The sequence below is a fragment of the Acinetobacter haemolyticus genome (genome assembly GCF_003323815.1).
Classification (GTDB): domain Bacteria; phylum Pseudomonadota; class Gammaproteobacteria; order Pseudomonadales; family Moraxellaceae; genus Acinetobacter; species Acinetobacter haemolyticus.
On sequence record NZ_CP030880.1, the window covers coordinates 594,554 to 619,614 of the forward strand.

A 25,061-nucleotide genomic window follows, 5' to 3' on the forward strand; every position below is an offset into this window, starting at 1 on the left:
CTTTTAGGATGAACAACTAACAGAAATCTCAGGGACGTCACTCGGCAAAGGAGCAATATCTTCAGCCGTTTCTAGATCAGGTTGTTTGCTATAAGGTAGATTCAGTAACTTAAACAAACGATCAACTTCGCTAAAATCTCCACGTTCTGCAAGCTCGATGGCTTTTTGCGCCATATGATTGCGTAATACATAGTGTGGATTTGCTTGTTGCATAGCGTGATCTAATGCGTCGATATCCTGATGTTTACGTATTTCTTGATATTGTTGGAGAAAGGCATCAAATTGACGTAAATCCAAACAATCATCACGTAGTATTTTATATTCCTGATTTTGTAAGCGAATAAAACTTTGAGTGTAGTCGAGTTGTTCTGTTTGAAGAATTCTCAAGAATGCAAAACTACAATCCAGACTATCTTTGTGGAAATGAGGCAATCCCATCTTTTGACATAAACCTTGGCCGTAATGCTCCAAGAAAATAGGTTCAAATTGTTCCAGACATTTTGCTAAATCCAGTTTGAACTGTTCTTTATTTTCAGGTGTTGCCAGAGGAATCAGATTATTTAACCAAGTCCAAAGATTCCAATGGCCAATGCTTGGCTGATTTTGGTAGGTGTATCGACCTTGATAGTCTGAATGGTTATTGATCCAGTTTGGACGGAAGCGTTCCATAAATCCATAAGGACCAAAATCTAAAGTTGAACCTGTAATATTTAAATTATCGGTATTCATCACCCCATGCGCAAAACCAACCAGTTGCCATTTTGCGATCATGATAGCGGTACGCTCAATCACTTTCTGGGCAAAAGCAAGAATTGGATTATCTGCATCTAAGCATTCTGGATAGTGCCATTCGATACACTTCTGCATGAAATCAGCTAAAAGTGCTGGTGCATATTGGTTAATCCACTCGAAATGACCGAAACGAATATGGCAGTCAGATGTACGTAAAAGCATTGCACCGAGTTCTAATGTTTCACGTTGTACGCCTTGGGATGAGGTGGTGAAGCCCACAGCATGACTCGATGCGACACCAAGTGCATTTAACGCATGTCCAGCAAGATATTCACGAATCACGGAACGTAATACAGCTCTTCCATCCCCCATACGAGAGTAGGGCGTAGAGCCTGCTCCTTTTAGATGAAGGTCTATGGTTTGTCCATGGTGATCTAGAATTTGTCCGATCAGCAATCCTCGTCCATCACCCAGTTGACCTGCCCACTGTCCGAATTGATGCCCTGCATAAACCATAGCTAAAGGAGGAAACTCAGCAAAGGTTTTTTGTCCACTACAAATCTCAACCCAGTTGGCTTTATCCTCTGCACTCCATTGTAATTCATCGGCTAAGGCTTCATTGAAATGACCTGCTTTAGCACCGCGTAATGGGCTTGGTTGCTGTTGATGAAAAAGCTTTGTATCGAGAGAAGAGTAGCGTGGATTAAACTGCATAAGAGAAGCATCAAAAGTATGAGCGAAGAATGACTATAGCAAATTTTCAGCTTGGCAGCGATGAGAAGCAGGGGCGGATTTGCACCTGATAGATATAAAAAATGGCCTCTTTAAAGAGACCATTTTTTATCATTTATGTTTACTCAGAAACAGGTGCTTTTTTGATATTACGCATTAAAGTTTCTAAGCACTCACGATGATGAGCAAGACGATGCTCAAGTAATTGGAAATCAACTTTTAATTTATGGTCGATTTGATGAATCTTTTCTGCCATCGCTGCTTTTTTAGCTTGTAGCTCTTGCTCTTTAAGCTTTGCCCAATCATTTAATGTATGGGTAAATGCTTCGTATTCTTGAGCAATACGTTGCTTCATTTGCACGATATCTGTGTTTACATCATGTCCATAAATGGCCAAGTCTTGTTCAGCATATTTAAATTTCATCGCTAACTCAGCTTTTTGAATATTAAAGCTCGGAATACGACGTAAATTTTTAGCTAGACCTAATTTAGAGCTGGTCCAAATTAACCATTTTGTTGGGTCATATTGCCACCATTTCACACCATTACGATAGTCGTATTGGAAGATATGATGGTAATTGTGATAACCCTCACCCCAAGTGAAAATCGCTAAGACGAAGTTGTCTCGTGCCGTATTTTCATCAGTATAAGGACGTTTGCCCCACATATGACAGAGTGAGTTAATAAAGAAGGTAACATGATGACTGATAATCAAGCGCAGTAGACCACCTAGTAGAACTACGCCCCAAACATCACCAACAGCCCAGCCAATACCACCCAATAAACCAACATGAACCGCAATGACCATCGGGACATAGTACTTGTGTTGGAACATCACGAGTTTGTCATTGAGCAAATCTGGTGAGTTTTTGAAATCAGGTTGAGACGGTGAATGATCGCGGATCATCCAACCTAAATGTGCATACCAAAAACCACGTTTGATCGAGTATGGGTCTTGATCTACATCATCGACATGACGGTGATGGGTACGGTGTCCAGAAGCCCAGAACAGAATACTGTTTTGAACGGCAAAAGTTCCACCAATCATCAATAGAATTTTTAAGGGTAAAGATGCTTCATAAGCACGATGTGCCCATAAGCGATGGTAACCCGCTGTGATGCCTAAACTACTCAATGCTAAGAGGAAGAATAAACTTACCCATGCGCTTACACTAAAATCATAATAATAAGCGTATAAAGGAATTAAAATAGCAGCAAGAATTGGGGTTCCAATTAAGGTAATGCTAGCAGTCCAGTTAATGGGTGCTTTTTTGAGTGGGGCGGAATTCATATCCGGCAGCGCTCCTAACAACCTTGTTTGCACAAGATAATAAAACTAAACGAGATAGCAAGACCAATCTTTACGATATATTGCTATTTTAGTCCTGATATTAGCATGCTCAAATCAATAAGCACTAGTATTATTCTACAGTTGTATCGAAAGAACAGTAACAGAATTCGTTTGCCGAACAGGTTAATTTATTAAAAGGTGAAATAAATCAATGTCTGAGCAAATTATCGTGAAAAATCCTATTTTCTCTATAAAGGCATTTGTTCACAAAACTTTAATATTTTCTAGTGTTTTGATGGTGGCTGCTTGCCAGAGCCAACCTTCAAAAGTGCAAAAAAATACTTTACAACCTAAACCGTCACATACACTTCCACCAATGCAGGTTCGTAAGAGTAGTGATGGAATTCAAGATGTTGATTGGCAAATTACAATGATTCACAACAAACGGGCATTGTTCTTTAGTCAATTTCCAAGTTTTACATTGAACTCTGTGAGTAAAAGTGTTGCAGGGCATACTGGATGTAATAATATTTATGGGCGTTATAGCTATGATTTTGCTCAACGTAAACTTGATTTCGATGTGAGAGCAGGGCATTACAGTTGTAATAAGTCTTTGGCACAAGAAGCAGAGTTGATGGATGCGATTCAGCGAGTCGAGCGTTTTCAATATGATGGAACCAACCTCTATTTATTGGATGCTAGAGGGCAACGCTTAATACAAGCACAACGTAAGAAATGATAAAAAATGGTGGAGTGGTCTCCACCATTTTATTTTTATTGTGAAAAATGCTGCAACATTGTTTGAGGAATATCAGTAATCAAACCTTGAATACCAAGCTGTTGTAAATGCATAGCACGTTCAACATCATTTACTGTCCAAACACTAATATCTAATTGCGCTTGCTGGGTCAGTTGAATGATTTCATCTGTAGCGAGTTGATCTTTCCAACCAATTTGACGACATTGATACTGATGTGCAAGTTCGATTGCATATTCACCAATCGGAACTTCGACCAAGAGTCCTCGTTTAAAAGTGCTCTGATGTTGCTGTAATGCATCTAAAATTTTTGTATCAAAGCTGGTAATGGTTGCTGTTTTTTCAAAACCTTGTAGTTCTTGCTGTAGTTTTATAATCAGCCGTTCAGCCGCAACCTCATCAACGACTGATTTTACTTCAACTTCGATATGCTCAAAGTCGATTAAACAATCCATAACCTGTTTTAAACTCGGCGTAAATTCTTCAGTTTTCCAGTCTTGCCACTGATGGCGATGATCAAATTGTTGGGCTTCTAGCAGATTACAACTTTCTACATGTTGTAAGCGCCCAGTAGTCCGAACAAAATCATCATCATGAATTACGATGAGTTGGTCATCGTTAAGCTGACGAACGTCAAACTCGACTGCACGAATGCCAAGCCCATGCAGATAGCGGAATCCACCTAAGGTATTTTCAGGCGCTTCACCACGTGCACCACGATGACCAATAATTCGCATCTTTATTCACCTTGGAAATGATTATGCTGGATCGATACTGTCATTAATGTTTTTTTGCCACAGCATTTCGCTACCACCTTCGGCACGTTGCAAGGCACGTGAGGCAACAAACAACCAGTCGGATAAGCGATTCAGTAATTGTAAGGCTGTGGCTTGGATATTTTGGTCACGATTGTGTACCGACAATAAAGCACGTTCAGCACGACGACATACTGCACGGGCTTGATGGGCATAGCTACATGCCAAACTTCCTGATGGTAAAATGAAGTCTTTTAACATAGGTAAAGACTCATTCATACGATCAATTTCTTGTTCCAGAAAGTCGATGCATACGGGTTGAAGTAAATGATAGTTTGGAATGCAGACTTCACCGCCTAAATCAAATAACCAATGCTGAATCAAGCTTAAACTTTTATCCCAATGCGCTTTATTTTCAATTTGGCTGGCACTGATTTGTGCGCGAAGTACACCAATGGTTGCATTGAGTTCATCGACATCACCGAGCGCGGCAATACGTAAATCATCTTTGGCAACGCGGGAACCATCTCCCAGACCTGTGGTACCTGAGTCACCTGTACGTGTATATATTTTACTTAAACGATGTCCCATAGTTTTGTTTCTCTGATCCTGAAAATAAAAAGGGGATAATGTCGGTCAGAACATTACCCCGAAACTGGAGTGAAGAAAATGTTTTTATTATTTTAGAGCAGGATTAATAACGGAATGTGACACCCATAGATGCAAGGCGACCGCTAGCTATATAATAAGACTTTACTTCATTGTTCCAAGCAGTTGGATAAATAGTATCAGTCAAATTGCTGATATTGCTAAAGGCTTTAATATTTGGAGTGATTTGCCAATATGCATTGACATCTAGACTGACATGTCCAGCAATATCTTGTAGATCTTTCGATTTTCCTTTTGCTTCCATTACTGTGGATAAACCATAAATGCCATTATCCCAACCTGTGCTTAAACTAAAGTTTTGGCGTGAGCGGTTTGGTAAATCTTGATCGGTTTTATCATTTTTAGGGCGAATATAGGCATATTCACCATTTATAAACCAATGGTTTAAGCTCCATTTTAAACCAAGTTCCGTGCCTGTTAAGGTTGCTTTATCAATGTTGTAATACTTATAACCCGTTTTAGCAGAAGAGACTTGTAAATTATCGATTTTGGTTTGATAAACTGAGCCATAGATTTGCAATCCAGTATTTAACTGTTGATCGAAACCAAGTTCATAGCTGATGCTTTCCTCTGGTTTTAAATCAGGATTTCCACCCCACCATGAAGGTTCTGTGATAAGTTGTCCGACAACTGGTGCTTTAAATGCTGTACCAATATTGGAATAAATACTGGTATGAGGAGTAATTTGAAACCGTCCTGCCAATTGTCCAACAGTATGTGTACCAAATTGCTGATTATCTTCAACTCGCAGACCTGCTTGTGTACTGATGCCATCTTCTTGATATTGGTGTTGCAAATAATAACCAATCGTTTCATTATGATTATTAAATGTACTGTCGCCTATGTAAGCCACAACTTTCTTAGCGGTTGTATCATTATATTCGATCCCTGCCAAAATATTTTGTGATGGCGTAAATTTCCATTGAATATTAGAGTCAACTTCTTGTTGCTTTGTTTTTAGAATAGAAGGAAAGGCTGCTTGACCTACACTATTATATTGATCATCAAATTGCGACAAACGAGTATTTAAAATCACATTATTATTTAGATTGATACGAGCTTTCACATTATATAAACGATTTACGAAATCATAACCTTGTGCTGCACCATAAGAAAAAAAATCACCATGTCCCTTATTTTCTTTAGCTTCTGCTGAAAAAGCATATTGCTCTTGTTCTACACCAACTTTTGCAGCATAACCTTTTTGGTCATAGCTGGCTTTACGTTCTTCATTGCTGATAATTTTATCACCATCAGTTTCAAAACGTTGTCCACGAAGTTGAGCATAGTAACCATCTTGAGCAAGATCGATACCTAAAATAGATTTATAAGTGTTTTTTTCACCTGCTTCAATGGTAGTGAAAATTTGATTTTTTTGCGGTATTTTTGAAATCAGTTGAATCACACCACCAATCGCATCTGTTCCATATTGTACAGAGGCTGCACCTTTTAATACCTCAATTCTTTCAATATCTGTCAGATCAAACAAATGTAAGTTTGTTCCTGTGACAGTTGCGATATTTGAACGCATTCCATCTTGTAAAAATAAAGTTTGAGATGGATTTGCACCGCGAATTGAAACTGAAGCAGTTTGTCCATATCCCCCAGTTTGTTTAACATTTAAACTGGCTTCTTGAGTTAAAATTTGAGGAAGTGTTTTGATTGGTGATTGTGAAATATTCTTTTCACCAATTACAGAAATACGAGCGGGTACGTTTTTAACTGATTCTGGTATTTTTGATGCCGTGACAACAATTGTATCAAGCGTTGCAGTTTTATTTGTTGATTGCTCTTGAGCCAAAGCAGGTGAAGAAAACCCCATCGCAATAGCGATAGCACCAACGAGGCGAGTTGGTTGAAAGACAGTAGACATGCGTACTCCAGACATTCACCCGTCGTGAATGATAATGTGGAAATAAACAACAAGCAGGTCTCCGGACTTCACTATATCATCACAAGAATGATGCTATTAATCATCTTCCCACATCATTCTGATGCAGTGATTTGGCGTAGAGCTAAGATTAATAATACGGTGTTACCGTTGCGAGGGCAGTGTTGGAATTCCACCAACTTCCCTATAAGCAAAAGAATTTGCTTTAGACTTGTTGCAAGATTACGCAAAGTATAAAGTGTTAACGTTTTTTAAACAATTGCATTTCGAAATCAACTTTTCCCCAACCGGGTCAAATTGCTTTACAATGCGAAAGTTTTAAAATATTCAAATTAAAATTGGACAGAGCATGCGCCAACATCAACTGCGAACTCGCGCCAAAATTTGTGGTATTACTCGACTACAAGATGTTCAAGCTGTAGTACAAGCAGGGGCGGATGCAATCGGTTTTGTATTTTTCCCGCCAAGCCCGCGTCATGTCAGTATTGAACAAGCAAAAGTATTGGCAAATGCAGTACCCGCTTATGTTCAGTTGGTTGGTTTATTTGTAAATGCAAGCGTAGAAGAAATACAAACAGTGCTTGATTCAGTTCCTTTGGATGTATTACAACTGCATGGAGATGAAACTCCTGAACAGTGCCAACAGATTGCTCAGCAATGTAAACGTCGTTGGTACAAAGCGATTCAGGTTAAACCTGATTTAGATATTTTGACCGAAATTCAACGTTATCAAGCTGTCGGAGCTAGTGCTGTTCTCTTGGATGCATGGCATCCTGAATTAAAAGGTGGCACTGGTCATTGCTTTGATTGGAATAAATTCCCTCAAATTGAAATTCCACTAATCTTGGCAGGGGGCTTAACCCCTGAAAATGTGAGTGAAGCTATTGATACTACAGCGGCTTTTGCTGTAGATGTCAGCGGAGGCGTCGAGTCCGCAAAAGGTATAAAAGACCAACAACTCATTGAAAAATTTATGCAAGGAGTCCAACGTGGATCAGCAAAACCTTAGTCAACAAAATCAGGCGATTGACTACACCCAGTTTCCAGATGCTCAAGGGCATTTTGGTATTCATGGTGGGCGTTTTGTGTCAGAAACGCTTATGGCTGCACTTGAAGACTTAGAAAGTCTTTATGGTCGTATGAAAAATGATGCTCAGTTTCTAGCAGAGTTTGATCGTGATCTTGCGTTTTATGTTGGTCGTCCTAGTCCTCTTTATTATGCTGAGCGATGGTCTCAGCACCTCGGCGGTGCGCAAATTTACCTGAAACGTGAAGACCTGAATCATACAGGTTCGCACAAAGTGAACAATACCATTGGTCAAGCGTTATTGGCAAAGTTGTCAGGTAAGAAGCGTATCATCGCGGAAACAGGTGCAGGTCAACACGGTGTGGCGACAGCTACAATCGCCGCACGGTTGGGCATGGAATGTGTGGTATATATGGGCGCTGAAGACGTAAAACGTCAAGCCATGAATGTATACCGTATGCGTTTGTTGGGTGCGACCGTAGTTCCAGTGCAAAGTGGTTCAAAAACATTGAAAGATGCCATGAATGAAGCGATGCGTGACTGGGTAACCAATGTTGATAGCACCTATTATGTGATTGGAACGGTTGCAGGGCCACATCCATATCCGCAACTTGTACGTGATTTCCAGTCGATTATTGGTCGTGAAGCGCGCCGTCAAATCCAAGAGCAAGCAGGGCGTTTACCAGATGCTTTGGTCGCTTGTGTGGGTGGTGGTTCAAATGCGATGGGCTTGTTCTATCCATTCTTGAATGATCAAGATGTGAAAATGTATGGTGTTGAAGCGGCTGGTTATGGTATTGAAACAGGTAAACACTCTGCGCCATTGAATGCTGGTCATGTGGGTGTTTTACATGGTAACCGTACTTATTTGATGTCAGATGCGCAAGGTCAGATCATTGAAACACACAGTATTTCTGCGGGTCTGGATTATCCAGGCGTAGGTCCTGAACATAGTTTCCTCAAAGATATGAACCGTGTGGAATATGTGCCAATCAATGATGATGAGGCCTTACAAGGTTTCCGTGATTTGACTAAGATTGAAGGGATTATTCCTGCGCTAGAAAGCTCACATGCGATGGCTTATGTCACCAAACTTGCGCCAACCATGTCAAAGGATCAGATCATTATTGCAACGGTTTCAGGCCGTGGTGATAAAGACTTGATGACGGTTGCACGTATTGATGGTGTTGAAATGGTTGAGATGTAAATCTCACTGAAAAAAATAGGGAGGCATTTGCCTCCCTATTTTTTGTAGAGCTATGGGATTAGTTTGATTCGATCTGTCTTTGGTGCGGTCAGTGGAGAGTTCTGGCTGATATAACGCTCTAACACGTCAATATCTTGACCTCCCCCAATAGGATTTTTACCCTGTTTTAAAACCGTGAAGTTATCACCACCATCGGCAATAAAGCTGTTCACAGTAACGCGATAAGTCTGGGTATCGACCAATGCTTGTCCAGCAATCATAATATTGCTAGCACGAGGTGATACTGAAGCATCTTGTTTATAGGAATAACTCAATTCTTTCGATGGTTGTAGTATTCGAGGAGTGCTTGCATTTGCCCCAGACCATTGTTGTTCTAATAGTTCACGGATTTGTTTGCCTGTTAAGCTGAGTGTGACCAACGAATTTCCAAAGGGTTGGACACTGAACACATCCCCAAAGGTGATTTGATTATTGCCATTTATCAATAGATCTGCGCGGACGCCGCCCGGATTCATCAAAGTAAAATCTGATCCTTGGTTGCTGGCTGCAAGCGCTGCTGCTTGTTGCGCATCTGCAATCAAATTACCCAATGCAGTTTCACCGCTTTCAGTACGATTGCGATCAATTACACTGGTTGCTGAGCCGACCACACGTGCAGAAATGGTCGCTACCGCAGGGCGATATTTATCTAAAATTGCTTCAATGCTCGGTGTTTTACTAAATTTTTGATAAAGATCTGTGAGGTTGACTGTCGTTGTACCAGAGGTATAGCTTTCACTTTGTACAGGAACTTGAGAAGCATCTTTTTTGATGACATCACCAGTTTTTCCATCGAGTTCAAGTTGGATATTGGTAATGATTGTGCCGTATTGACCTGCTGAAGTGAGTAGAAAAGGCTTGGCTGGATTTTTGGTTGCATAATCACATATATAGGATTGATGGGTGTGACCAGAAACAACGACATCTACGGCTGGATCGAGACGTTCAAGCACGTCGATCAGTGGCCCACTCAGACCTTCACATGTTTTTTGATTAAACTTGGTACTTGGAGCCACCCCTTCGTGTACCACCATCACAATTGCTTCAATACCTTGTTTTTTTAATTCTGGAATCAACGCATTGACGGTATCTGCTTCGTCATGGAAATTTACATCGGTAATACCTGCCGCAGAAACAATACTTGGCGTCGCTTCGAGTGTTAAACCAATGAAGGCGACTGGAATACCGCCATACGTTTTGACTTTATAAGCTGGGAACAACGTCTTTTGGGGATCAGCTTTCATCGAAACATTGGCTGCCAAAAATTCAAACTTTGCTCCTGAGAAGTTTGGATTAATTTGACAAGGTTTTGTGGTGGTATACTGTTGGCAACCACCATTTTGTAAGCGGCGAAGTTCATCTGTCCCACGATCAAACTCATGGTTTCCAACCGCATTGAAATCAATTTGAATATCATTCATTGCCTCAATGGTAGGTTCATCTAAAAATAGTGATGAAATTAATGGTGAGGCACTAATCAAATCGCCAGCAGAAACGACCGCATTATTTGGATATTGGGCACGAAGTTTCTTAATTGCATCGGCAAAATAACTGACACCACCAACTGGAATGCGTACTGTTTGACTATGATCATGTGGATCTTCAGCTTCAATAAACCGCTTCGGTGGTTCTAAATTTCCATGAAAGTCGTTGAAAGCAAGCACGTTAATCGTTTGATTCTTACGTTCAACTTTGGGTGACTGTTTATCATCATTGTCATTACAAGCAGTGAGTGCCAATAACATGACGCACAATGCATTTACCTTAAAAATAGTACGTGTTTTCATGATTTTTTGATCAAGTGGTATAAGATTGTTTTTAAAGATAAAAGATCAGTATGAACCTTTGATGAAATAGTGAGCGATGATAGCTGTATGTAGGCAGTACATCGATTGGTGGGTACATCCAAGGAATTAATATTGATGCAAAAATGATAGTCAATTGTACAATTTCCCGTCTATTATTGGCGTGGATGTGATTAAGCAACACGAAGCTGCAAAATCAAGGAACGAAAAATGGATTTGATACAAGCCAATGGTCAGCCGCGTTATGGGCGTTTCGATCAAGTACCATCACGAATTAATATTGACGACTATATTTATAAAACGCCTTATGGTCAGGTGCTGAAAGGGTGGCGTAAGCACCTTAAGTATAAAAAATTCAAATTCTGTGGTTTGCAACATGCGCATTTTAGTATTGGAATTGCGATCGTTGATTTATCGTGGGCTGGCCATGGTTTTTTCTATGTTTACGACCATCTATCGGGCAAAGTCATCGAGTGGAATGCAATTCAACCTTTGGCGATCAATACACAACTTGATGAACAACCACTATTTAGCCAAAGTCATTTTAAAAAATCGTCTTATCAGTTTGACATACAACATGCCAATGGCGTGCGCTATATTCAGGTCACGAAATACGGCGAGATACAACTGAAAGCGCGTATTTTTTGTGCTGGAACAGATGCACTGAGTTTATGTAGCCCGACAGGAATAAATGGTTGGACGTATACCCAAAAGCAAACAACGCTGGCGGTCGAGGGATTTTTTATTAGTCCTGATCAGCAACGGATAGAGTTCGATGCCCAAAGTCTGGCTGCTTTAGATGATACTTGTGGTTTTTTACGACCAGAAACGGCTTGGTTTTGGTTGTCCTGTCAATTTCGTGATGCGCAAGGGCGTCGGATTGGGCTTAATCTTGCATCAGGTGTCAATGAAAGTTTTGGCAATGAAAATGCGTTATGGGTAGATGGGCGTTTATATCCACTCACAGATGTTTTATTTGAACATCAGAATGAAAAAACGTGGTCGATTCGTTCTTTGGGGGGCTGTTTAAACTTAGTCATCGAAACGGGGTGGTGTCGTTTTGAAAATATTAATCTACGTTTAATTGGCAGTCAGTTTAATCAATGGCAAGCCAAAGTCAGTGGTACGATAGAACGTGAACAAATTGAATTGGTACAGTTGGATCAGCAATATGGCTTGTTAGAACAGCATTATGCAAAGTGGTGAAAAAGAAATAAAAAATCCCCTAACTTAAAGGGGATTTTTCGATAAAGGATGAATTAAAGGCCTGCTTGCCAAAAAGCTTCACCCGCAGCAATTGGATCATTGGTCTTAGCCAAAGTATCAATCCAGACATCGTATTGACGAATAACAGGGTGTTGATTTGGATGGAAGTCTTTTTTAAACCAATCGCTATATTGTGCTCTTTTTGCCGTTAAAATACCGTTACGACCAAAGAACCATGGCAAACCTTTACGCGCTAAATCAATACGTTGCCTTAGATTAAAACCATCTTTTTTCAACATTACATCGGTACGGTAGAGTGTAAAACCAAACATGAGTACAGTGGTAAATACTAAAGCAAACCGACGAGTTGCTTCAGGCACTTCACCAACTTCACGCATGACATCAAAAGCAACATCTCGATGTTCCATTTCTTCAATCGCATGCCAAGCAAAAAGTGCTCTTACGAAAGGATCCGCCTCTGCCAAAGTTTCTTTTTTGCTATAGAACGTTTCTGCCATCAGTGCAGTTAAATGCTCTGCAGCGGCAGTCATGGCGATGTTGTATTGAGGGGAGCGATACTTTAATTCAAACTTAAAAATTTTCTTTAAACGATCAGTGAACTGCTCAACAGGCATACCTTGTTGTTTCATGATCTGATTCATTTTGTCATGAGCGATACCGTGTTGAGCTTCTTGACGGATAAAATCAGCGACACGTTCTTGTAAGTTTGGATCTGTAATCTTGTCACGGAATAGACGGACACATTCAATAAAATAGCGCTCACCATCTGGAAAAGTGAGGCTCAATGCATCAAACATACGGGTACGAAATGGATCGCCACCAAACCAAAAGCGAGGAGCTTGGTCTAGATGGAAATCTAATTTTGTTCTAACGACTGGATCAACCTGATAGGAAACATGTGCATTCATTTGTACGATTCCTTGCCTTTTTCATAGATTCAGTATGGGAAAAGTCCGACGAAAAGTTTTGACAGTTTCAGCCAAGTTTTATACAAATAACGACAGATCAGGGTGAGATTGACATATGTCAGTTAAAATTATCATTGGGTATTTGCGATTGTTAAATCGTGTTTTACAACAGGAACATATTGATTTGTCCAAAGTTGCTGTGCCTGAACTTTGGCAAGACTTCTATTCGTGCCTTGAAAATCCTGACCAACAAGATTTTGATGTCGAACGTTATGCTCAATTATTACAGGCGGCTCAACCCTATTTCTCACGCCCAATTACCTTAGTTCTAGCAGAGCGTGCCAATTTGCAAGATCTGGGCTTAATGGGATATCTAGCATCAACCAGTTTGGACTTACAACAAGCATTACAACTTTTACAGCGCTATTATTCTCTGATTTTTAAGCAGACCAATTTAGAGCAACTCAATGTCCAGCAGTTTTCTGACTACATTCAAATTGTTTGGAGTGCTTCATATCCAGATTATCGTGAAATGTATGAGCTGAATTTGGCATTGCTTTTTAAGATAGCGCAATCCATTGTTCAAGATACTTTACATCCACCACAAATGATTCAATTTGGCTATACACCACATACTGCTTTGTTTCATTTTGAGAAATTTTACGGCTGTCCAATCCAAGTTCAATCAGGGCAATATGCAATACGCTTTTCAAATCAGATTTTGAAAGCGAAAAGTATCGCTGCTGATCAGCAATTGAATCAGGTGCTATCAACGCAGGCGCAGCAATCGTTAAATCATGTCACTTCTTTCGAGATTCAACAGCAGCAGTTGAGACAAAAAATACAAAGCTTTATTGAGCAAGGATTATTACAACAAGAAGAAGTTTTATCGAGTTATGTGGCAAAACATTTGCATTGTTCTGAACGGACCTTACAACGCCAGCTCAAAGCTTATCATTTGAATTTTCAAGATATTTTGGATCAATACCGTTTAGAACAAAGTAAATTGTATTTGCAGCAAGGTAAAACATTTTCTGAGATTGCTGAGCGTTTAAATTACGCTGATCAAAGTGCATTTGGACGAGCATTTAAGCGTTGGACCGGTGTTACTCCGAAACAGTTTTTAAAGACTCTTTAGCGTTAAGCCCTAAAGAGTCTCATATGAATTTTACGATGTTTTTAAGCGTGGATAATGAAAGACAATTGCGAGAATTGCAAAAATCGCTAATACCCAACAGTAGTAAATATGCCCAATCAGTTCAATTGGTGAGATCTTGGCTATTGAACAAGCCAATAATAATTGTGCGCCATAAGGAATGATCCCTTGAGTTACACAGGAAAAAATATCGAGCAGGGCAGCACTACGCTTAGGATCAATCCCATATTCTTTCGCAACTTCTCGCGCCATATCCCCTGATAAAATAATCGCCACGGTATTATTCGCAACAAATAAATTTGAAAATACCACCAAAAAGCTGATTCCAAACTCACCCGCACGTTGGGTTCCAAATTTAAATAAACGTGTGATGGCATAAATGCGCTGGATCAACCATTGTAATCCCCCAGCTTTTTGCATTAATGCAGATAAGCCTCCCAATAACATGGATAACAATGCAACTTCAAACATACCGACGAAGCCGTTATAGATCGAGTTATTGAGTTGCAGCAAATGGAAGTCAGGTTTATTGAGTAAGCCCATCATGCCTGACAACACCACGCCAATCATCAGCACAGCCAGTACATGTAATCGCGTAAAGGCCAGAAAGAAAACCATCAAATAAGGTAATATTAACCAAATATCATAAGGTTTGGTCTGTATCGCCTCAGACTGGTGACTGAGAGAAAAATAAACAATTAACGTTATAATTGCGGCAGGTAATGCAATCCAAACATTGACCTTAAACTTATCTCTTAATTCAACGTTTTGACTGCGTGTGGCGGCAATGGTCGTGTCGGAGATCATCGATAAGTTGTCTCCAAACATGGCACCACCAACCACTGCACCAATTGCATAAAGGGGCGTAATGTCCGTTGCTTGGGAAAAGCCAAAAGCGATAGGTGCACATGCAGCAATGGTCCCCATTGAGGTTCCCATGGCGGTTGCGATAAAGGCAGCGATGATGAACAGCATAGGCAACACAAATTGTGCTGAAATCAACGAAAGTCCAAGTTGAACCGTTGCATCGACACTCCCGATAGCCCCTGAGACACTGGCAAATGCGCCTGCCAACATAAATACCATGAACATCAGAATCAGATTGGGATGACTCGCACCTTGTAAAAACTCCTCAATAGCTGTATTGAGTTTTTGTTTATACAGTAGTAAAGCTAAGATGATTGCTGGTATAGCTGCAATTGGTGCTTTAATTTGATAGAAGGCAAATTCGGTCCCGATGATTGAATGATAGATACCACTCCCGAGAAAGATGATCAAAAATACCAATAGCGGTAGCAAAGCAAGTGCATTGCTTTGTACTTTTTCCTGAGTGTGGGCAGACATAAAATCAAAAGAAAATTTAAAAAGTGGACATAGTATAAAGGAGCTTGGCTCATTTCTAAAATGTAGAAAGATTGGCTTGAAATTAGGAAGCTTTGATCATTGAGAAAATAACGAAAATATAGATAAATGTGTAGGGGCTGTTGTTAGTGATGACAATCAGCACTGCAATCACGTCAAACTCTGTTCAATGAGCAAAAAATAGCGTTACAATGCAGTGTTTTTGTCTAACTACAAACAACTCCTCAACTTAGGGGGCTGCAAAGTGCATCTGTAAAATGTCAAGCAGGCCCCAATATAAATCAAGGAAAGCATAATCCTATGTCACGTCTTGCCACTCGTTTTGAACAGCTTAAATCTCAGCAACGTAAAGCGCTTGTTTCTTATGTTATGGCAGGTGATCCGCATCCACAGGTAACTGTTCCATTGCTTCATCAAATGGTTGAAGCCGGTGTTGATGTGATTGAGCTTGGTCTACCATTCTCCGATCCTATGGCCGATGGTCCTGTGATTGCTTTGGCTGCTGAGCGCGCTTTGGCTGGTGGAACCAATACACTTGATGCATTGGATATGGTGAAAGCCTTTCGTGAGCAAGATCAGACAACACCAGTCGTTTTGATGGGTTATTTAAATCCTGTTGAAGTGATTGGTTATGAAAAGTTTGTTGCCTATGCGAAAGCCTGCGGTGTAGATGGTGTTCTTTTGGTGGATTTACCCCCAGAAGAATCAAAGCAATTTGGTGAAGTCTTAAAACAAAATGAGATGGATCAAATTTTCTTGCTTGCACCAACTTCAACAGATCACCGTATTCAACATGTGGTTGATCAAGCAAGTGGCTTTGTGTATTACGTCTCCCTCAAAGGTGTGACTGGTGCAGCGACATTAGATACTTCTGAAGCTGCAGCACGTATTGCGAAAATTAAAACCAAAACCAATGTTCCTGTGGGAGTTGGTTTTGGTATTAGTGATGCAGCGTCTGCAAAAGCAATGGGTCAAGTCGCTGATGCGGTGATTGTAGGAAGTGCTTTCGTTAAATCTTTTGCGACATTGCCAGCTGATGAGGCTGTGCAACAGACGGTGAATAAAGTGAAGGAGCTTCGGGCTGCGCTCGATGAGTTAGTATGAGTCAAGAATTAACAGCAGGGACGGTTCTAAACCCGTCAACGCCTTGGACTGAGCGTCAAGTTCCAGGTATTCAGGTTGCAAATGAGCAGCAGATATTCAAGGCGACTTTTACTGAGCCTACGATTGAATGTCCAGAATGTCATGCTTTGGTGACACGTACAGCTATGTCATTTAATGCCTATGTCTGTCCGCAATGCGATGAGCATTTACGTATGCGTGCACGTGATCGCTTGAATTGGTTTTTTGACCAAGTGGACGCAGAACTCGGTCAAGAATTCAGTGCTAAAGACCCGTTAAAATTTGTGGATAGTAAAGCTTATCCTGATCGTATGCGTGAAGCGCAAGATAAAACAGGTGAGACGGAAGCGCTTGTAGTGATGCAAGGTTCACTCAAAGGACTAGATTTAATCGCATGCGCCTTTGATTTCGACTTTATGGGCGGTTCAATGGGTACAGTCGTGGGTGATCGTTTTGTACAAGCGGCTGAACGAGCAATTGAATTACATCAACCAATGATTTGTTTTGCTGCATCTGGTGGTGCGCGTATGCAAGAAGGTATGTTGTCTTTAATGCAAATGGCGCGTACCGCAGCTGCGATTCAAAAAATGAAAGAGGCACGTGTTCCTTATCTAGTGGTATTGACTCACCCTGTTTATGGTGGTGTCACTGCATCATTGGCAATGCTAGGCGATGTTCATATTGCTGAACCAAAAGCCATGATTGGTTTTGCTGGTAAGCGTGTGATCGAACAGACCGTGCGTGAAAAGTTAGAAGAGCCGTTCCAACGCGCTGAGTATTTGCTTGATCATGGTGTAGTCGATCAAATTGTTCATCGTCACGCATTACGTGATACTGTATATCGACTTGTTGCAAAGCTGATGAATCTACCTTGAAACCACACGCTCCACGCTCTACGGATACGTTAACAACATGGCTCGATTATTGGAGCCATGTTCATGTTACAGGCATTGATTTAGGTTTAGAGCGCGTTATTCCTGTTGCTGAAAAATTAGGAGTAATGCGACCTAACGCAAAGGTATTTACAGTTGCTGGTACCAATGGCAAAGGTTCAACGACGACCACTTTGGCTGCAATTTTAAATGCACAAGGTTATAAAGTTGGTTTGTATCAATCACCCCATATTTATCGTTTTAATGAGCGAGTAAAATTAGCGGGTATTGAGGTTGATGATCAAAGCTTGGTTGATGCTTTTGTTGCTGTGGATCAAGCACGTCGTGATTGTGGTTTAAGTCTATCTTTCTTTGAAGCAACGACTTTAGCTGCTTTTGTGATCTTTAAGCATCAACAGTGCAATGTCTGGGTACTTGAGGTTGGTCTTGGTGGCCGTCTAGATGTGGTGAATGTCATTGATCCAGATATTGCAGTGATTACCAATATTGGGCTGGATCACACCGATTGGTTAGGCGATACCATTGAAAAAATTGCTTTCGAGAAAGCGGGCATTATTCGTCCTAATATTCCCGTTATTTTTGCGGGGCATCAACAGCTTCCACAAGCGATTCAAGATAAAGCTTCTGAAACACAAGCTCAGCTGTATGTATTAAATCGAGATTATTTTTATCAGCCAAATGAAGATGGTGAGACATGGTCATTTGCCTCTTCAGGAACAACGTTAAAACTTCCAAACGGTCAGTTGGCACTTGAAAATATCTCTACCGCCGTGGCAGCGATATTGGCGAGCGGGATTACCATTTCTCAAGATTCAATTGCTACAGGTATTCAGCGAGCAGCGTTGCAAGGACGATTTGAGATCCGTCAGATTCAAGGTCAAACGGTTGTTTTTGATGCTGGGCATAATGCACATGGCGTTGAATTTTTATTGAAGCAGTTGCGAAATTTTCTAAAATACAATAAACAGTACACAGAAGTTGTTGCAGTATTTTCAATGTTGGCAGATAAAGACATCTTATCGGTCACGAATTTACTAAAAACAACAGTAAAAAATTGGTTTATTGCTACTTTAGATGTGCCTAGAGCCGCGCCAATGCAACAGTTACAAGATGCATTGCAAGGTCAACAGGTATGTGAGTTTGGCAGTATCCAGCAAGCATTTGAAACTACGCTGAAGAAATGTAATAACAATCAGCTGATTTTAGTCTGTGGTTCGTTTCATACCTTGGAAGCGGTCTGGGAGTATTTAGAACAATGTCAATGAATAACAAACAACGCTGGATGGGTGGCGTTGTTCTACTTGGAGGTGGTGTTTTATTGGCAGCATTACTTCTTAAAGGTAATGATGAAATAGAGCAAGATAAAGCTCAAGCAAGAACTGCACAACAAACTGCTCAAACAGAATCTAAGCCTAAGTTGGCACAACCAGCACAAGATAGCGAAATGGTATCGTTGCAACCTTTGGCGATCGATGTTGAAACAGAAAAACGTCTACTCGAAGAACAGCGACATGCTCGTGAAAAAGCGGTTGCGGAACAGGAAGCTCGCGCTGCCGAATTTTTGAAAATGCAACAAGAAGCCGAGGCAGCAGCTGCGCGTAAAGCCGCAGAAGAGTACGCGGCAATTAATGCAAGACGTATGGCAGCACAACAAAGCTCAGACAATATACCGCCTGAATTAATTGAGGATGATGCTGCGAAAGCTCAGCGATTGGCTGAAGAAAAACGTAAATTAGAAGAGAAGCGCAAGGCTGAGGCAGAGAAAAAAGCTGCTGAAGATAAGCGTAAAGCAGAGACAGACCAAAAAGCTGCCGAAGAGAAACGTAAGGCTGAAGCTGAGAAGAAGGCAGCGGAAGATAAGCGTAAAGCCGAAGCAGAGAAAAAGGCTGCTGAAGATAAACGTAAGGCTGAAGCAGAGAAGAAAGCAGCAGAAGATAAACGTAAGGCTGAGGCAGAAAAGAAAGCTGCTGAAGAGAAACGTAAAGCTGATGCTGAGAAGAAGGCTGCGGAAGACAAGCGAAAGGCTGAAGAAGAAGCAAAGAAAAAAGCTGAAGCAGAAAAAGCACGTGAACTCATGGAAAATGGCGATAAAAATTGGATGGTTCAAGTGGCCTTGGCTGCAAATCAGGCCAATGCAGATGCCGTGGTATCCAAACTGAGAGCTAAAGGTTATAAAGTCACGACCAGTCCGACCTCGAAAGGAATACGCATCATGGTTGGTCCATCTAAAGATAGAGAAACTGCTGATGCAGCCCGTAAAAAGATCGCAGCGGATGAAAGTTTAAATATGAAATCAGCATGGGTGATTGATTGGGTTCCACTTGATCAGCGCTAAAATAAAACTGGGGCTTTTCGCCCCTGTTTTTTTCTAAATTATGATGGATTCGACAATTGTTGTTGAATCCATTTTACATTGTCTGTAGTGAATAAATGTTCAATGTTTTTCCAGATGACATGGTAGCCATAGCCCCCTTGCTTCATTTCTTTGACGGCATCTTCAATTGACCAATTCTCAAAAATAATTCGATACATCGCTATGGTTGCTCCCGTACGATCAGAGCCATGATAACAATGAACTAAAACCTTCTGATTTTGTTGTTTTGCAGTTTGGATTGCTCGCATTGCGGTTAAGAGATCATCACGATTGATTGCCCACGTATAGATGGGGATATGTACCAGATTAAAATCTTGATCTTTAAACACATTCGCATCTTTATTACGTGCTCTGAGATTGATCACAGTGTGGATTTGATGTTGTTTTAAACTGGCAATCAGCTCAGCGTCAGGTTGCTCACTTCGATAGACATCTTGACTAATTTGATAGAAATTATGTGTGTTAGAAATCAACGTACCCCAATTGTTTGGGCGTTGTTCATCACTTAGGCCGGGATATTTCATACAACCATTCATGCTGAGTGTACTAATGAGAATGGTGCTGATCAATAATTTTTTCATTGTAAAGGTCATGATTGGATATGGAAAAGTTGTGCGCACAAAGTAACTGAATAATAAATAGAAGTTGAGCGAGAAATTGTAACGATAAAAAGCGGTAGAGAAGAATATCTAGAAAAATAGGTTGTTGTAGTCCATGCTTATTATCAATCATGGATAGACAAAAAAAGCCCTTTTAACAAGTGAGTTAAAGGGCTGGTTGCATCATAAATCTTTGCTGTTTTTTATTATTCTGGTTGAGCAGTCAATCTTAAATAAGGTTTCACCGCCTTATAACCTTTAGGGAACCGTTGTTTGATTTCTTCTTCATCTTTAAGCGAAGGGATAATCACCACATCTTCACCTTGTTGCCAATTGGCTGGCGTTGCGACCTTATGATGATCTGTCAATTGCAGTGAGTCTATGACACGTAATACTTCGTGAAAGTTTCGTCCTGTAGAGGCTGGGTAGGTAATGATTAGGCGAACTTTTTTATTTGGATCAATAATTACCAATGAGCGAACGGTTAAGGTTTCGCTGGCATTGGGATGGATAAAGCCATAGAGCTCGGATACTTTACGGTCTTTATCTGCAATGATTGGAAAATTCACTGTCGTATTTTGTGTCTCATTAATATCTTCAATCCAACGTTGGTGTGAGTCTACATCATCGACTGAAAGAGCAATTGCTTTGACACCACGCTTATTAAATTCATCTTTGAGTTTTGCTGTAAAACCCAGTTCGGTGGTGCAGACAGGAGTAAAATCAGCTGGATGTGAAAATAAAACTGCCCAGCCATCCTCTAAAAATTCGTAAAAATCAATCGTGCCTTCACTTGATGCTTGTTGAAAATTTGGCGCGATATCACCTAAACGTAATGTCATGACTACTCCTTAACTCTATGTTATTTAATAATGCGATAACCCAATATGCAGTATTTTGCTTATAAAAAAAATTATTGTTTTTTCATTTTATTATCATTTTTTAATATATGAGTGTAGGCGCTATGGTATAAAAATCATCAGAAATTCACATTTAAATCGATGTAACGGAAAGGTAAATTTGCTACATTAACGATCTTTGGTTGCATGATGTCAGAATCATTTTGCAGTTTTTTTTGCTGTTTGAACGTAAAGCACTTGTAGTTCTTATTTCTGACTCCATAATAACAGCTAAGAAAAAATTAACCGACCTAAGGTTTGTTGATATTTCCAAACCTTATAACAAACAGGATTAGAGAGTTTATTCATGTTGGCAAGTCTGATCGGAGGTATCTTCGGTACTAAAAATGAGCGTGAGCTCAAACGCATGCGTAAAATTGTTGAACAAATCAATGCGCTTGAACCGACGATATCTACTCTTAACGATGCAGACCTCTCTGCAAAAACTCCAGAATTCAAACAACGTTTCCAAAACGGTGAAAGTCTAGATAAATTACTGCCTGAAGCTTTTGCGGTCTGTCGAGAGGCTGCTAAACGTGTCATGGGTATGCGTCATTATGATGTGCAGTTAATCGGTGGTATTACCTTGCATGAAGGTAAAATTGCTGAAATGCGTACAGGTGAAGGTAAAACCTTGATGGGTACCTTGGCCTGTTATCTCAATGCGTTGAGTGGTCAAGGTGTTCACGTCATTACCGTGAATGACTACTTGGCACAACGTGATGCGGAGTTAAACCGTCCATTATTCGAATTTTTAGGTTTGAGTATTGGTGTAATTTACTCTATGCAAATGCCTGATGAGAAAGCGCAAGCTTATATTGCAGACATTACTTACGGTACCAATAACGAATTTGGTTTTGACTATCTCCGTGACAATATGGTTTTTTCTTTACAAGAGAAAAAGCAGCGTGGTCTGAGCTATGCGATCATTGATGAAGTTGACTCAATCTTGATCGATGAAGCACGTACACCATTGATTATTTCAGGGCAGAGTGAAGATTCCTCTCATTTATATCAGCTAATCAACAGTATTCCTCCAAAATTAAAACCTCAGAAAGAAGAAAAAGTTGCGGATGGTGGGCATTTCTGGGTAGACGAAAAGCAACGTTCAGTTGAAATGACTGAAATCGGCTATGAAACTGTTGAACAAGAATTGATTCAGATGGGTTTGTTAGCGGAAGGTGAAAGTCTCTACTCTGCAACAAATCTGAATTTAGTTCATCATGTAACGGCAGCGATTCGTGCACATTATCTTTATCAAAAGAACGTGCACTACATCATTGGCATCAATCCACAAACGCAAAAAGAAGAAGTGATTATTGTGGATGAAAGTACTGGTCGTACCATGCCAGGTCGCCGTTGGTCAGAAGGTTTGCACCAAGCGGTTGAAGCCAAAGAAAACATGGAAATTCAACCAGAAAACCAAACGCTTGCAACGACGACATTCCAGAACTATTTCCGTCTGTATAAAAAGCTTTCAGGTATGACAGGTACTGCTGATACAGAAGCAGCGGAAATGAAAGAAATTTATGGCTTGGATGTGGTGATCATTCCAACGCATAGACCAATGGTGCGTATCGACCATAATGATTTAATCTATTTAAATCGCAATGGTAAATACAATGCCATTATTGAAGAAATTACCAATATTCGTCAGAAGGGTGTAGCACCTATTCTGATTGGTACTGCAACGATTGAAGCAAGCGAGATCCTGTCTTCAAAATTATTACAGGCAGGTATTCATCACGAAGTCCTAAATGCGAAACAGCATGAGCGTGAGGCAGATATTATCGCGCAAGCAGGTAGCCCGAATGCGGTAACCATTGCAACTAATATGGCAGGTCGTGGTACAGATATTTTGCTTGGTGGTAACTGGAAAGCTAAGCTGGCTAAAATTGAAAATCCGACACCTGAAGATGAAGCACGTTTGCAAGCACAATGGGAAAAAGACCATGAAGATGTATTAGCATCAGGTGGTTTACATATCATTGGTTCTGAACGTCATGAATCACGCCGTATTGATAACCAGCTACGTGGTCGTGCAGGTCGTCAGGGTGACCCTGGTGTTTCTCGCTTCTATTTGTCGCTTGAAGATGATTTGATGCGTATTTTCGCAGGTGATCGTGTTGTTGCCATGATGCGCGCAATGGGCTTGCAAGAAAATGAAGCCATTGAACATAAAATGGTGAGTCGCTCGATTGAAAATGCACAACGTAAAGTTGAAGCGCGTAACTTTGATATTCGTAAGAACTTATTGAAGTACGACGATGTTAACAACGAACAGCGTAAGATTATTTACTCACAACGCGATGAAGTTCTCGCTGAAAGTACTTTGCAAGATTACATCGAAGAAATGCATCGTGAAGTTATTAAAGGGGTGATCGCCAACTTTATTCCGCCAGAATCAGTTCATGATCAGTGGGATATCGAAGGTTTAGAGAATGCTTTAAAAGTGGATCTCGGCATTGAATTACCTGTACAGCAATGGTTAAACCAAGATCGCCGTTTGGACGAAGAAGGTTTGATTTCTCGTATTTCAGATGAGGTTGTAAACCGCTATCGTCAACGCCGTGAACAAATGGGCGCTGAATCTGCAGTGATGTTAGAACGCCACTTTATGCTAAATTCACTGGATCGCCATTGGAAAGATCATTTGGCAGCGATGGATTATTTGCGTCAAGGGATTCATTTACGTGGTTATGCACAGAAAAATCCTGAACAAGAATATAAGAAAGAAGCCTTTAATTTGTTTGTGAATATGTTGGGTGTGATTAAGTCGGATGTGGTAACTGATTTATCTCGTGTACATGTTCCAACAGCTGAAGAGCTAGCAGAAATGGAAGCACAGCAGCAACGCCAAGCTGAATCGATGCGTCTTTCTTTTGAGCATGATGAGGTCGATGGTTTAACGGGTGAAGTGACTGCTTCTGAAGAAACAGAACTGGCAAACAATACAGCATTCCCAGTACCTGAAAGTCGTAATGCACCTTGTCCATGTGGCTCTGGTTTAAAATACAAACAATGTCACGGTAAACTCTAATTTGGAGTTGCCTTCATTAAAAAGCAGAGCATAGGCTCTGCTTTTTTTACGATAAACTACTTGAGTCGAGTCAAGCTTTGTAGTTTGATTATCGAACTTACAGTTCTTGATTGAATTGATATTAAAAGCGGGAAGACAATGAAAAAACCATTACAACTTTTAATTTTGGCAAGTGCAGCAGTATCAAGTTTTGCATTTGCAAAAGATGCGCCTCAAACCACAACAGTGGAAAAAGTACAGGCTGCAAAAGGTGAGACTTCTGCTCAGGCACAAGTAAAGCACGATGTGACGACAGTGATTAGTCCTCGTACTGGGATTCGCTATACCTTAGGTGATACGGGCAACCGTCCAATCGTCTTGCAAACTGCTGCGATTGCACCAGCAAACTCAGCAAATATTAATCGTATTGTGGCATCAAATCCTGCCTTGTCTGAAAAAAGCCAAGAAAAAGCCAAGATTGCTTTAATTGGTGAAGCCGCTGTACAAGCTGCAAATGCAGCCGCTGCACAAACAGCCAATGCCCAAGCACCGCAAACAGCTAGTGCTCAAGCAGCAACAAGCAATTAATTGATTGTT

Annotated in this window: 21 protein-coding genes and 1 riboswitch; of the genes, 11 read left to right on the forward strand and 10 right to left on the reverse strand. The window is 40.6% G+C overall.

Translation table 11 applies throughout. The features are described 5' to 3' along the window. Nucleotides 1–3: 3 nt before the first annotated feature. Both DS737_RS02840 and DS737_RS02845 read right to left on the reverse strand, forming a co-directional pair. Nucleotides 4–1,446 (reverse strand): protein adenylyltransferase SelO, encoded by a 1,443-nt coding sequence (locus tag DS737_RS02840; RefSeq protein WP_113996714.1) that lies wholly within the window; start codon nt 1,444–1,446, stop codon nt 4–6. Between the two features lie 139 nt (nt 1,447–1,585). Continuing rightward, nucleotides 1,586–2,755, reverse strand: coding sequence for an acyl-CoA desaturase (locus DS737_RS02845; RefSeq protein WP_005089185.1), 1,170 nt, complete (start codon nt 2,753–2,755; stop codon nt 1,586–1,588). A gap of 211 nt (nt 2,756–2,966) precedes the next feature. Here DS737_RS02845 and DS737_RS02850 point away from each other — a divergent pair, with 211 nt between their 5' ends. Beyond that, nucleotides 2,967–3,494, forward strand: a complete 528-nt coding sequence (locus DS737_RS02850) for an META domain-containing protein (RefSeq protein WP_004640743.1) — start codon at nt 2,967–2,969, stop codon at nt 3,492–3,494. 35 nt (nt 3,495–3,529) lie between these two features. Here DS737_RS02850 and DS737_RS02855 read toward each other — a convergent pair whose 3' ends face one another. The 3 genes from DS737_RS02855 to DS737_RS02865 all read right to left on the reverse strand — a co-directional run bounded on the left by DS737_RS02855 (nt 3,530) and on the right by DS737_RS02865 (nt 6,809). Further along, nucleotides 3,530–4,249: a glycerophosphodiester phosphodiesterase gene (locus tag DS737_RS02855; RefSeq protein WP_113996715.1), complete on the reverse strand. Its 720-nt coding sequence runs from the start codon at nt 4,247–4,249 to the stop codon at nt 3,530–3,532. 21 nt (nt 4,250–4,270) lie between these two features. Further along, complete coding sequence (locus DS737_RS02860; RefSeq protein WP_113996716.1) at nt 4,271–4,858, reverse strand: cob(I)yrinic acid a,c-diamide adenosyltransferase; 588 nt, start codon at nt 4,856–4,858, stop codon at nt 4,271–4,273. 103 nt (nt 4,859–4,961) lie between these two features. After that, the gene (locus DS737_RS02865) at nt 4,962–6,809 is read right to left on the reverse strand and encodes a TonB-dependent receptor plug domain-containing protein (RefSeq protein WP_113996717.1); all 1,848 of its coding nucleotides are present in this window, start codon (nt 6,807–6,809) and stop codon (nt 4,962–4,964) included. 35 nt (nt 6,810–6,844) lie between these two features. Further along, nucleotides 6,845–7,057, reverse strand: a riboswitch (cobalamin riboswitch). A gap of 119 nt (nt 7,058–7,176) precedes the next feature. Between DS737_RS02865 and DS737_RS02870 the strand changes: the two genes are divergently transcribed. Next, nucleotides 7,177–7,836 (forward strand): phosphoribosylanthranilate isomerase, encoded by a 660-nt coding sequence (locus tag DS737_RS02870; protein WP_005083299.1) that lies wholly within the window; start codon nt 7,177–7,179, stop codon nt 7,834–7,836. Next, nucleotides 7,817–9,061 (forward strand): tryptophan synthase subunit beta, encoded by a 1,245-nt coding sequence (trpB, locus tag DS737_RS02875; RefSeq protein WP_004640735.1) that lies wholly within the window; start codon nt 7,817–7,819, stop codon nt 9,059–9,061. Before DS737_RS02870 ends, trpB begins: the two co-directional genes overlap by 20 nt. 50 nt (nt 9,062–9,111) lie before the next feature. On the opposite strand, the gene DS737_RS02880 is transcribed toward trpB, so the two are convergent. Next, nucleotides 9,112–10,887 (reverse strand): bifunctional metallophosphatase/5'-nucleotidase, encoded by a 1,776-nt coding sequence (locus DS737_RS02880; protein ID WP_113996718.1) that lies wholly within the window; start codon nt 10,885–10,887, stop codon nt 9,112–9,114. 228 nt (nt 10,888–11,115) lie between these two features. On the opposite strand from DS737_RS02880, the gene DS737_RS02885 reads away from it, so the two are divergent. Further along, nucleotides 11,116–12,111 (forward strand): DUF2804 domain-containing protein, encoded by a 996-nt coding sequence (locus tag DS737_RS02885; protein ID WP_113996719.1) that lies wholly within the window; start codon nt 11,116–11,118, stop codon nt 12,109–12,111. Between the two features lie 53 nt (nt 12,112–12,164). Here the strand turns inward: DS737_RS02885 and DS737_RS02890 are convergent, their stop codons facing one another. Then, on the reverse strand, nt 12,165–13,040 hold the full coding sequence (locus DS737_RS02890) for a metal-dependent hydrolase (protein WP_005083294.1): 876 nt from the start codon (nt 13,038–13,040) through the stop codon (nt 12,165–12,167). Nucleotides 13,041–13,155: 115 nt separating this feature from the next. Here DS737_RS02890 and DS737_RS02895 point away from each other — a divergent pair, with 115 nt between their 5' ends. Then, nucleotides 13,156–14,178 (forward strand): AraC family transcriptional regulator, encoded by a 1,023-nt coding sequence (locus DS737_RS02895; RefSeq protein ID WP_113996720.1) that lies wholly within the window; start codon nt 13,156–13,158, stop codon nt 14,176–14,178. Nucleotides 14,179–14,208: 30 nt separating this feature from the next. On the opposite strand, the gene DS737_RS02900 is transcribed toward DS737_RS02895, so the two are convergent. Further along, nucleotides 14,209–15,540 (reverse strand): Na+/H+ antiporter NhaC family protein, encoded by a 1,332-nt coding sequence (locus DS737_RS02900; protein ID WP_113996721.1) that lies wholly within the window; start codon nt 15,538–15,540, stop codon nt 14,209–14,211. Between the two features lie 318 nt (nt 15,541–15,858). Between DS737_RS02900 and trpA the strand changes: the two genes are divergently transcribed. Genes trpA through DS737_RS02920 form a run of 4 tightly spaced genes read left to right on the forward strand, consistent with a single transcriptional unit; the run spans nt 15,859 to nt 19,908 of the window. Continuing rightward, nucleotides 15,859–16,662 (forward strand): tryptophan synthase subunit alpha, encoded by an 804-nt coding sequence (trpA, locus tag DS737_RS02905; protein WP_004640725.1) that lies wholly within the window; start codon nt 15,859–15,861, stop codon nt 16,660–16,662. Then, nucleotides 16,659–17,555, forward strand: coding sequence for an acetyl-CoA carboxylase, carboxyltransferase subunit beta (gene accD, locus DS737_RS02910; protein ID WP_004640724.1), 897 nt, complete (start codon nt 16,659–16,661; stop codon nt 17,553–17,555). The genes trpA and accD overlap by 4 nt, the downstream gene beginning before the upstream one ends. Beyond that, a complete protein-coding gene (gene folC / locus DS737_RS02915; RefSeq protein ID WP_005089203.1) occupies nt 17,552–18,838 on the forward strand; it encodes a bifunctional tetrahydrofolate synthase/dihydrofolate synthase in 1,287 nt (428 codons plus the stop codon). Before accD ends, folC begins: the two co-directional genes overlap by 4 nt. Beyond that, on the forward strand, nt 18,829–19,908 hold the full coding sequence (locus DS737_RS02920) for an SPOR domain-containing protein (protein ID WP_004640720.1): 1,080 nt from the start codon (nt 18,829–18,831) through the stop codon (nt 19,906–19,908). Before folC ends, DS737_RS02920 begins: the two co-directional genes overlap by 10 nt. A 38-nt stretch (nt 19,909–19,946) precedes the next feature. On the opposite strand, the gene DS737_RS02925 is transcribed toward DS737_RS02920, so the two are convergent. After that, a complete protein-coding gene (locus tag DS737_RS02925) occupies nt 19,947–20,528 on the reverse strand; it encodes a dual specificity protein phosphatase family protein (protein WP_017394632.1) in 582 nt (193 codons plus the stop codon). A 224-nt stretch (nt 20,529–20,752) separates the two neighbouring features. Next, nucleotides 20,753–21,388: a peroxiredoxin gene (locus DS737_RS02930; RefSeq protein ID WP_004640715.1), complete on the reverse strand. Its 636-nt coding sequence runs from the start codon at nt 21,386–21,388 to the stop codon at nt 20,753–20,755. A gap of 364 nt (nt 21,389–21,752) precedes the next feature. Here DS737_RS02930 and secA point away from each other — a divergent pair, with 364 nt between their 5' ends. Both secA and DS737_RS02940 read left to right on the forward strand, forming a co-directional pair. Beyond that, nucleotides 21,753–24,485 carry a preprotein translocase subunit SecA gene (gene secA, locus DS737_RS02935; protein ID WP_075314868.1) on the forward strand — a complete coding sequence of 911 codons (2,733 nt, stop codon included), beginning with the start codon at nt 21,753–21,755 and terminating at the stop codon, nt 24,483–24,485. Nucleotides 24,486–24,623: 138 nt separating this feature from the next. Next, entirely contained in the window at nt 24,624–25,052 is a 429-nt protein-coding gene (locus DS737_RS02940; RefSeq protein WP_005083282.1) for a hypothetical protein, read from the forward strand. The last annotated feature ends 9 nt before the right edge of the window (nt 25,053–25,061 follow it).

Excerpts from the sequence above, each read along its gene's own strand:
- DS737_RS02890 (WP_005083294.1), bottom strand. The coding sequence starts at position 13,040 with ATGAATGCACATGTTTCCTATCAGGTTGATCCAGTCGTTAGAACAAAA.
- DS737_RS02840 (WP_113996714.1), bottom strand. The coding sequence starts at position 1,446 with ATGCAGTTTAATCCACGCTACTCTTCTCTCGATACAAAGCTTTTTCAT.
- trpA (WP_004640725.1), top strand. The coding sequence starts at position 15,859 with ATGTCACGTCTTGCCACTCGTTTTGAACAGCTTAAATCTCAGCAACGT.
- DS737_RS02895 (WP_113996720.1), top strand. The coding sequence starts at position 13,156 with ATGTCAGTTAAAATTATCATTGGGTATTTGCGATTGTTAAATCGTGTT.
- DS737_RS02855 (WP_113996715.1), bottom strand. The coding sequence starts at position 4,249 with ATGCGAATTATTGGTCATCGTGGTGCACGTGGTGAAGCGCCTGAAAAT.
- DS737_RS02925 (WP_017394632.1), bottom strand. The coding sequence starts at position 20,528 with ATGAAAAAATTATTGATCAGCACCATTCTCATTAGTACACTCAGCATG.
- accD (WP_004640724.1), top strand. The coding sequence starts at position 16,659 with ATGAGTCAAGAATTAACAGCAGGGACGGTTCTAAACCCGTCAACGCCT.
- DS737_RS02920 (WP_004640720.1), top strand. The coding sequence starts at position 18,829 with ATGTCAATGAATAACAAACAACGCTGGATGGGTGGCGTTGTTCTACTT.
- secA (WP_075314868.1), top strand. The coding sequence starts at position 21,753 with ATGTTGGCAAGTCTGATCGGAGGTATCTTCGGTACTAAAAATGAGCGT.
- DS737_RS02930 (WP_004640715.1), bottom strand. The coding sequence starts at position 21,388 with ATGACATTACGTTTAGGTGATATCGCGCCAAATTTTCAACAAGCATCA.
- DS737_RS02850 (WP_004640743.1), top strand. The coding sequence starts at position 2,967 with ATGTCTGAGCAAATTATCGTGAAAAATCCTATTTTCTCTATAAAGGCA.
- DS737_RS02870 (WP_005083299.1), top strand. The coding sequence starts at position 7,177 with ATGCGCCAACATCAACTGCGAACTCGCGCCAAAATTTGTGGTATTACT.
- DS737_RS02845 (WP_005089185.1), bottom strand. The coding sequence starts at position 2,755 with ATGAATTCCGCCCCACTCAAAAAAGCACCCATTAACTGGACTGCTAGC.
- DS737_RS02885 (WP_113996719.1), top strand. The coding sequence starts at position 11,116 with ATGGATTTGATACAAGCCAATGGTCAGCCGCGTTATGGGCGTTTCGAT.
- DS737_RS02880 (WP_113996718.1), bottom strand. The coding sequence starts at position 10,887 with ATGAAAACACGTACTATTTTTAAGGTAAATGCATTGTGCGTCATGTTA.
- DS737_RS02865 (WP_113996717.1), bottom strand. The coding sequence starts at position 6,809 with ATGTCTACTGTCTTTCAACCAACTCGCCTCGTTGGTGCTATCGCTATT.
- DS737_RS02860 (WP_113996716.1), bottom strand. The coding sequence starts at position 4,858 with ATGGGACATCGTTTAAGTAAAATATATACACGTACAGGTGACTCAGGT.
- DS737_RS02940 (WP_005083282.1), top strand. The coding sequence starts at position 24,624 with ATGAAAAAACCATTACAACTTTTAATTTTGGCAAGTGCAGCAGTATCA.
- DS737_RS02900 (WP_113996721.1), bottom strand. The coding sequence starts at position 15,540 with ATGTCTGCCCACACTCAGGAAAAAGTACAAAGCAATGCACTTGCTTTG.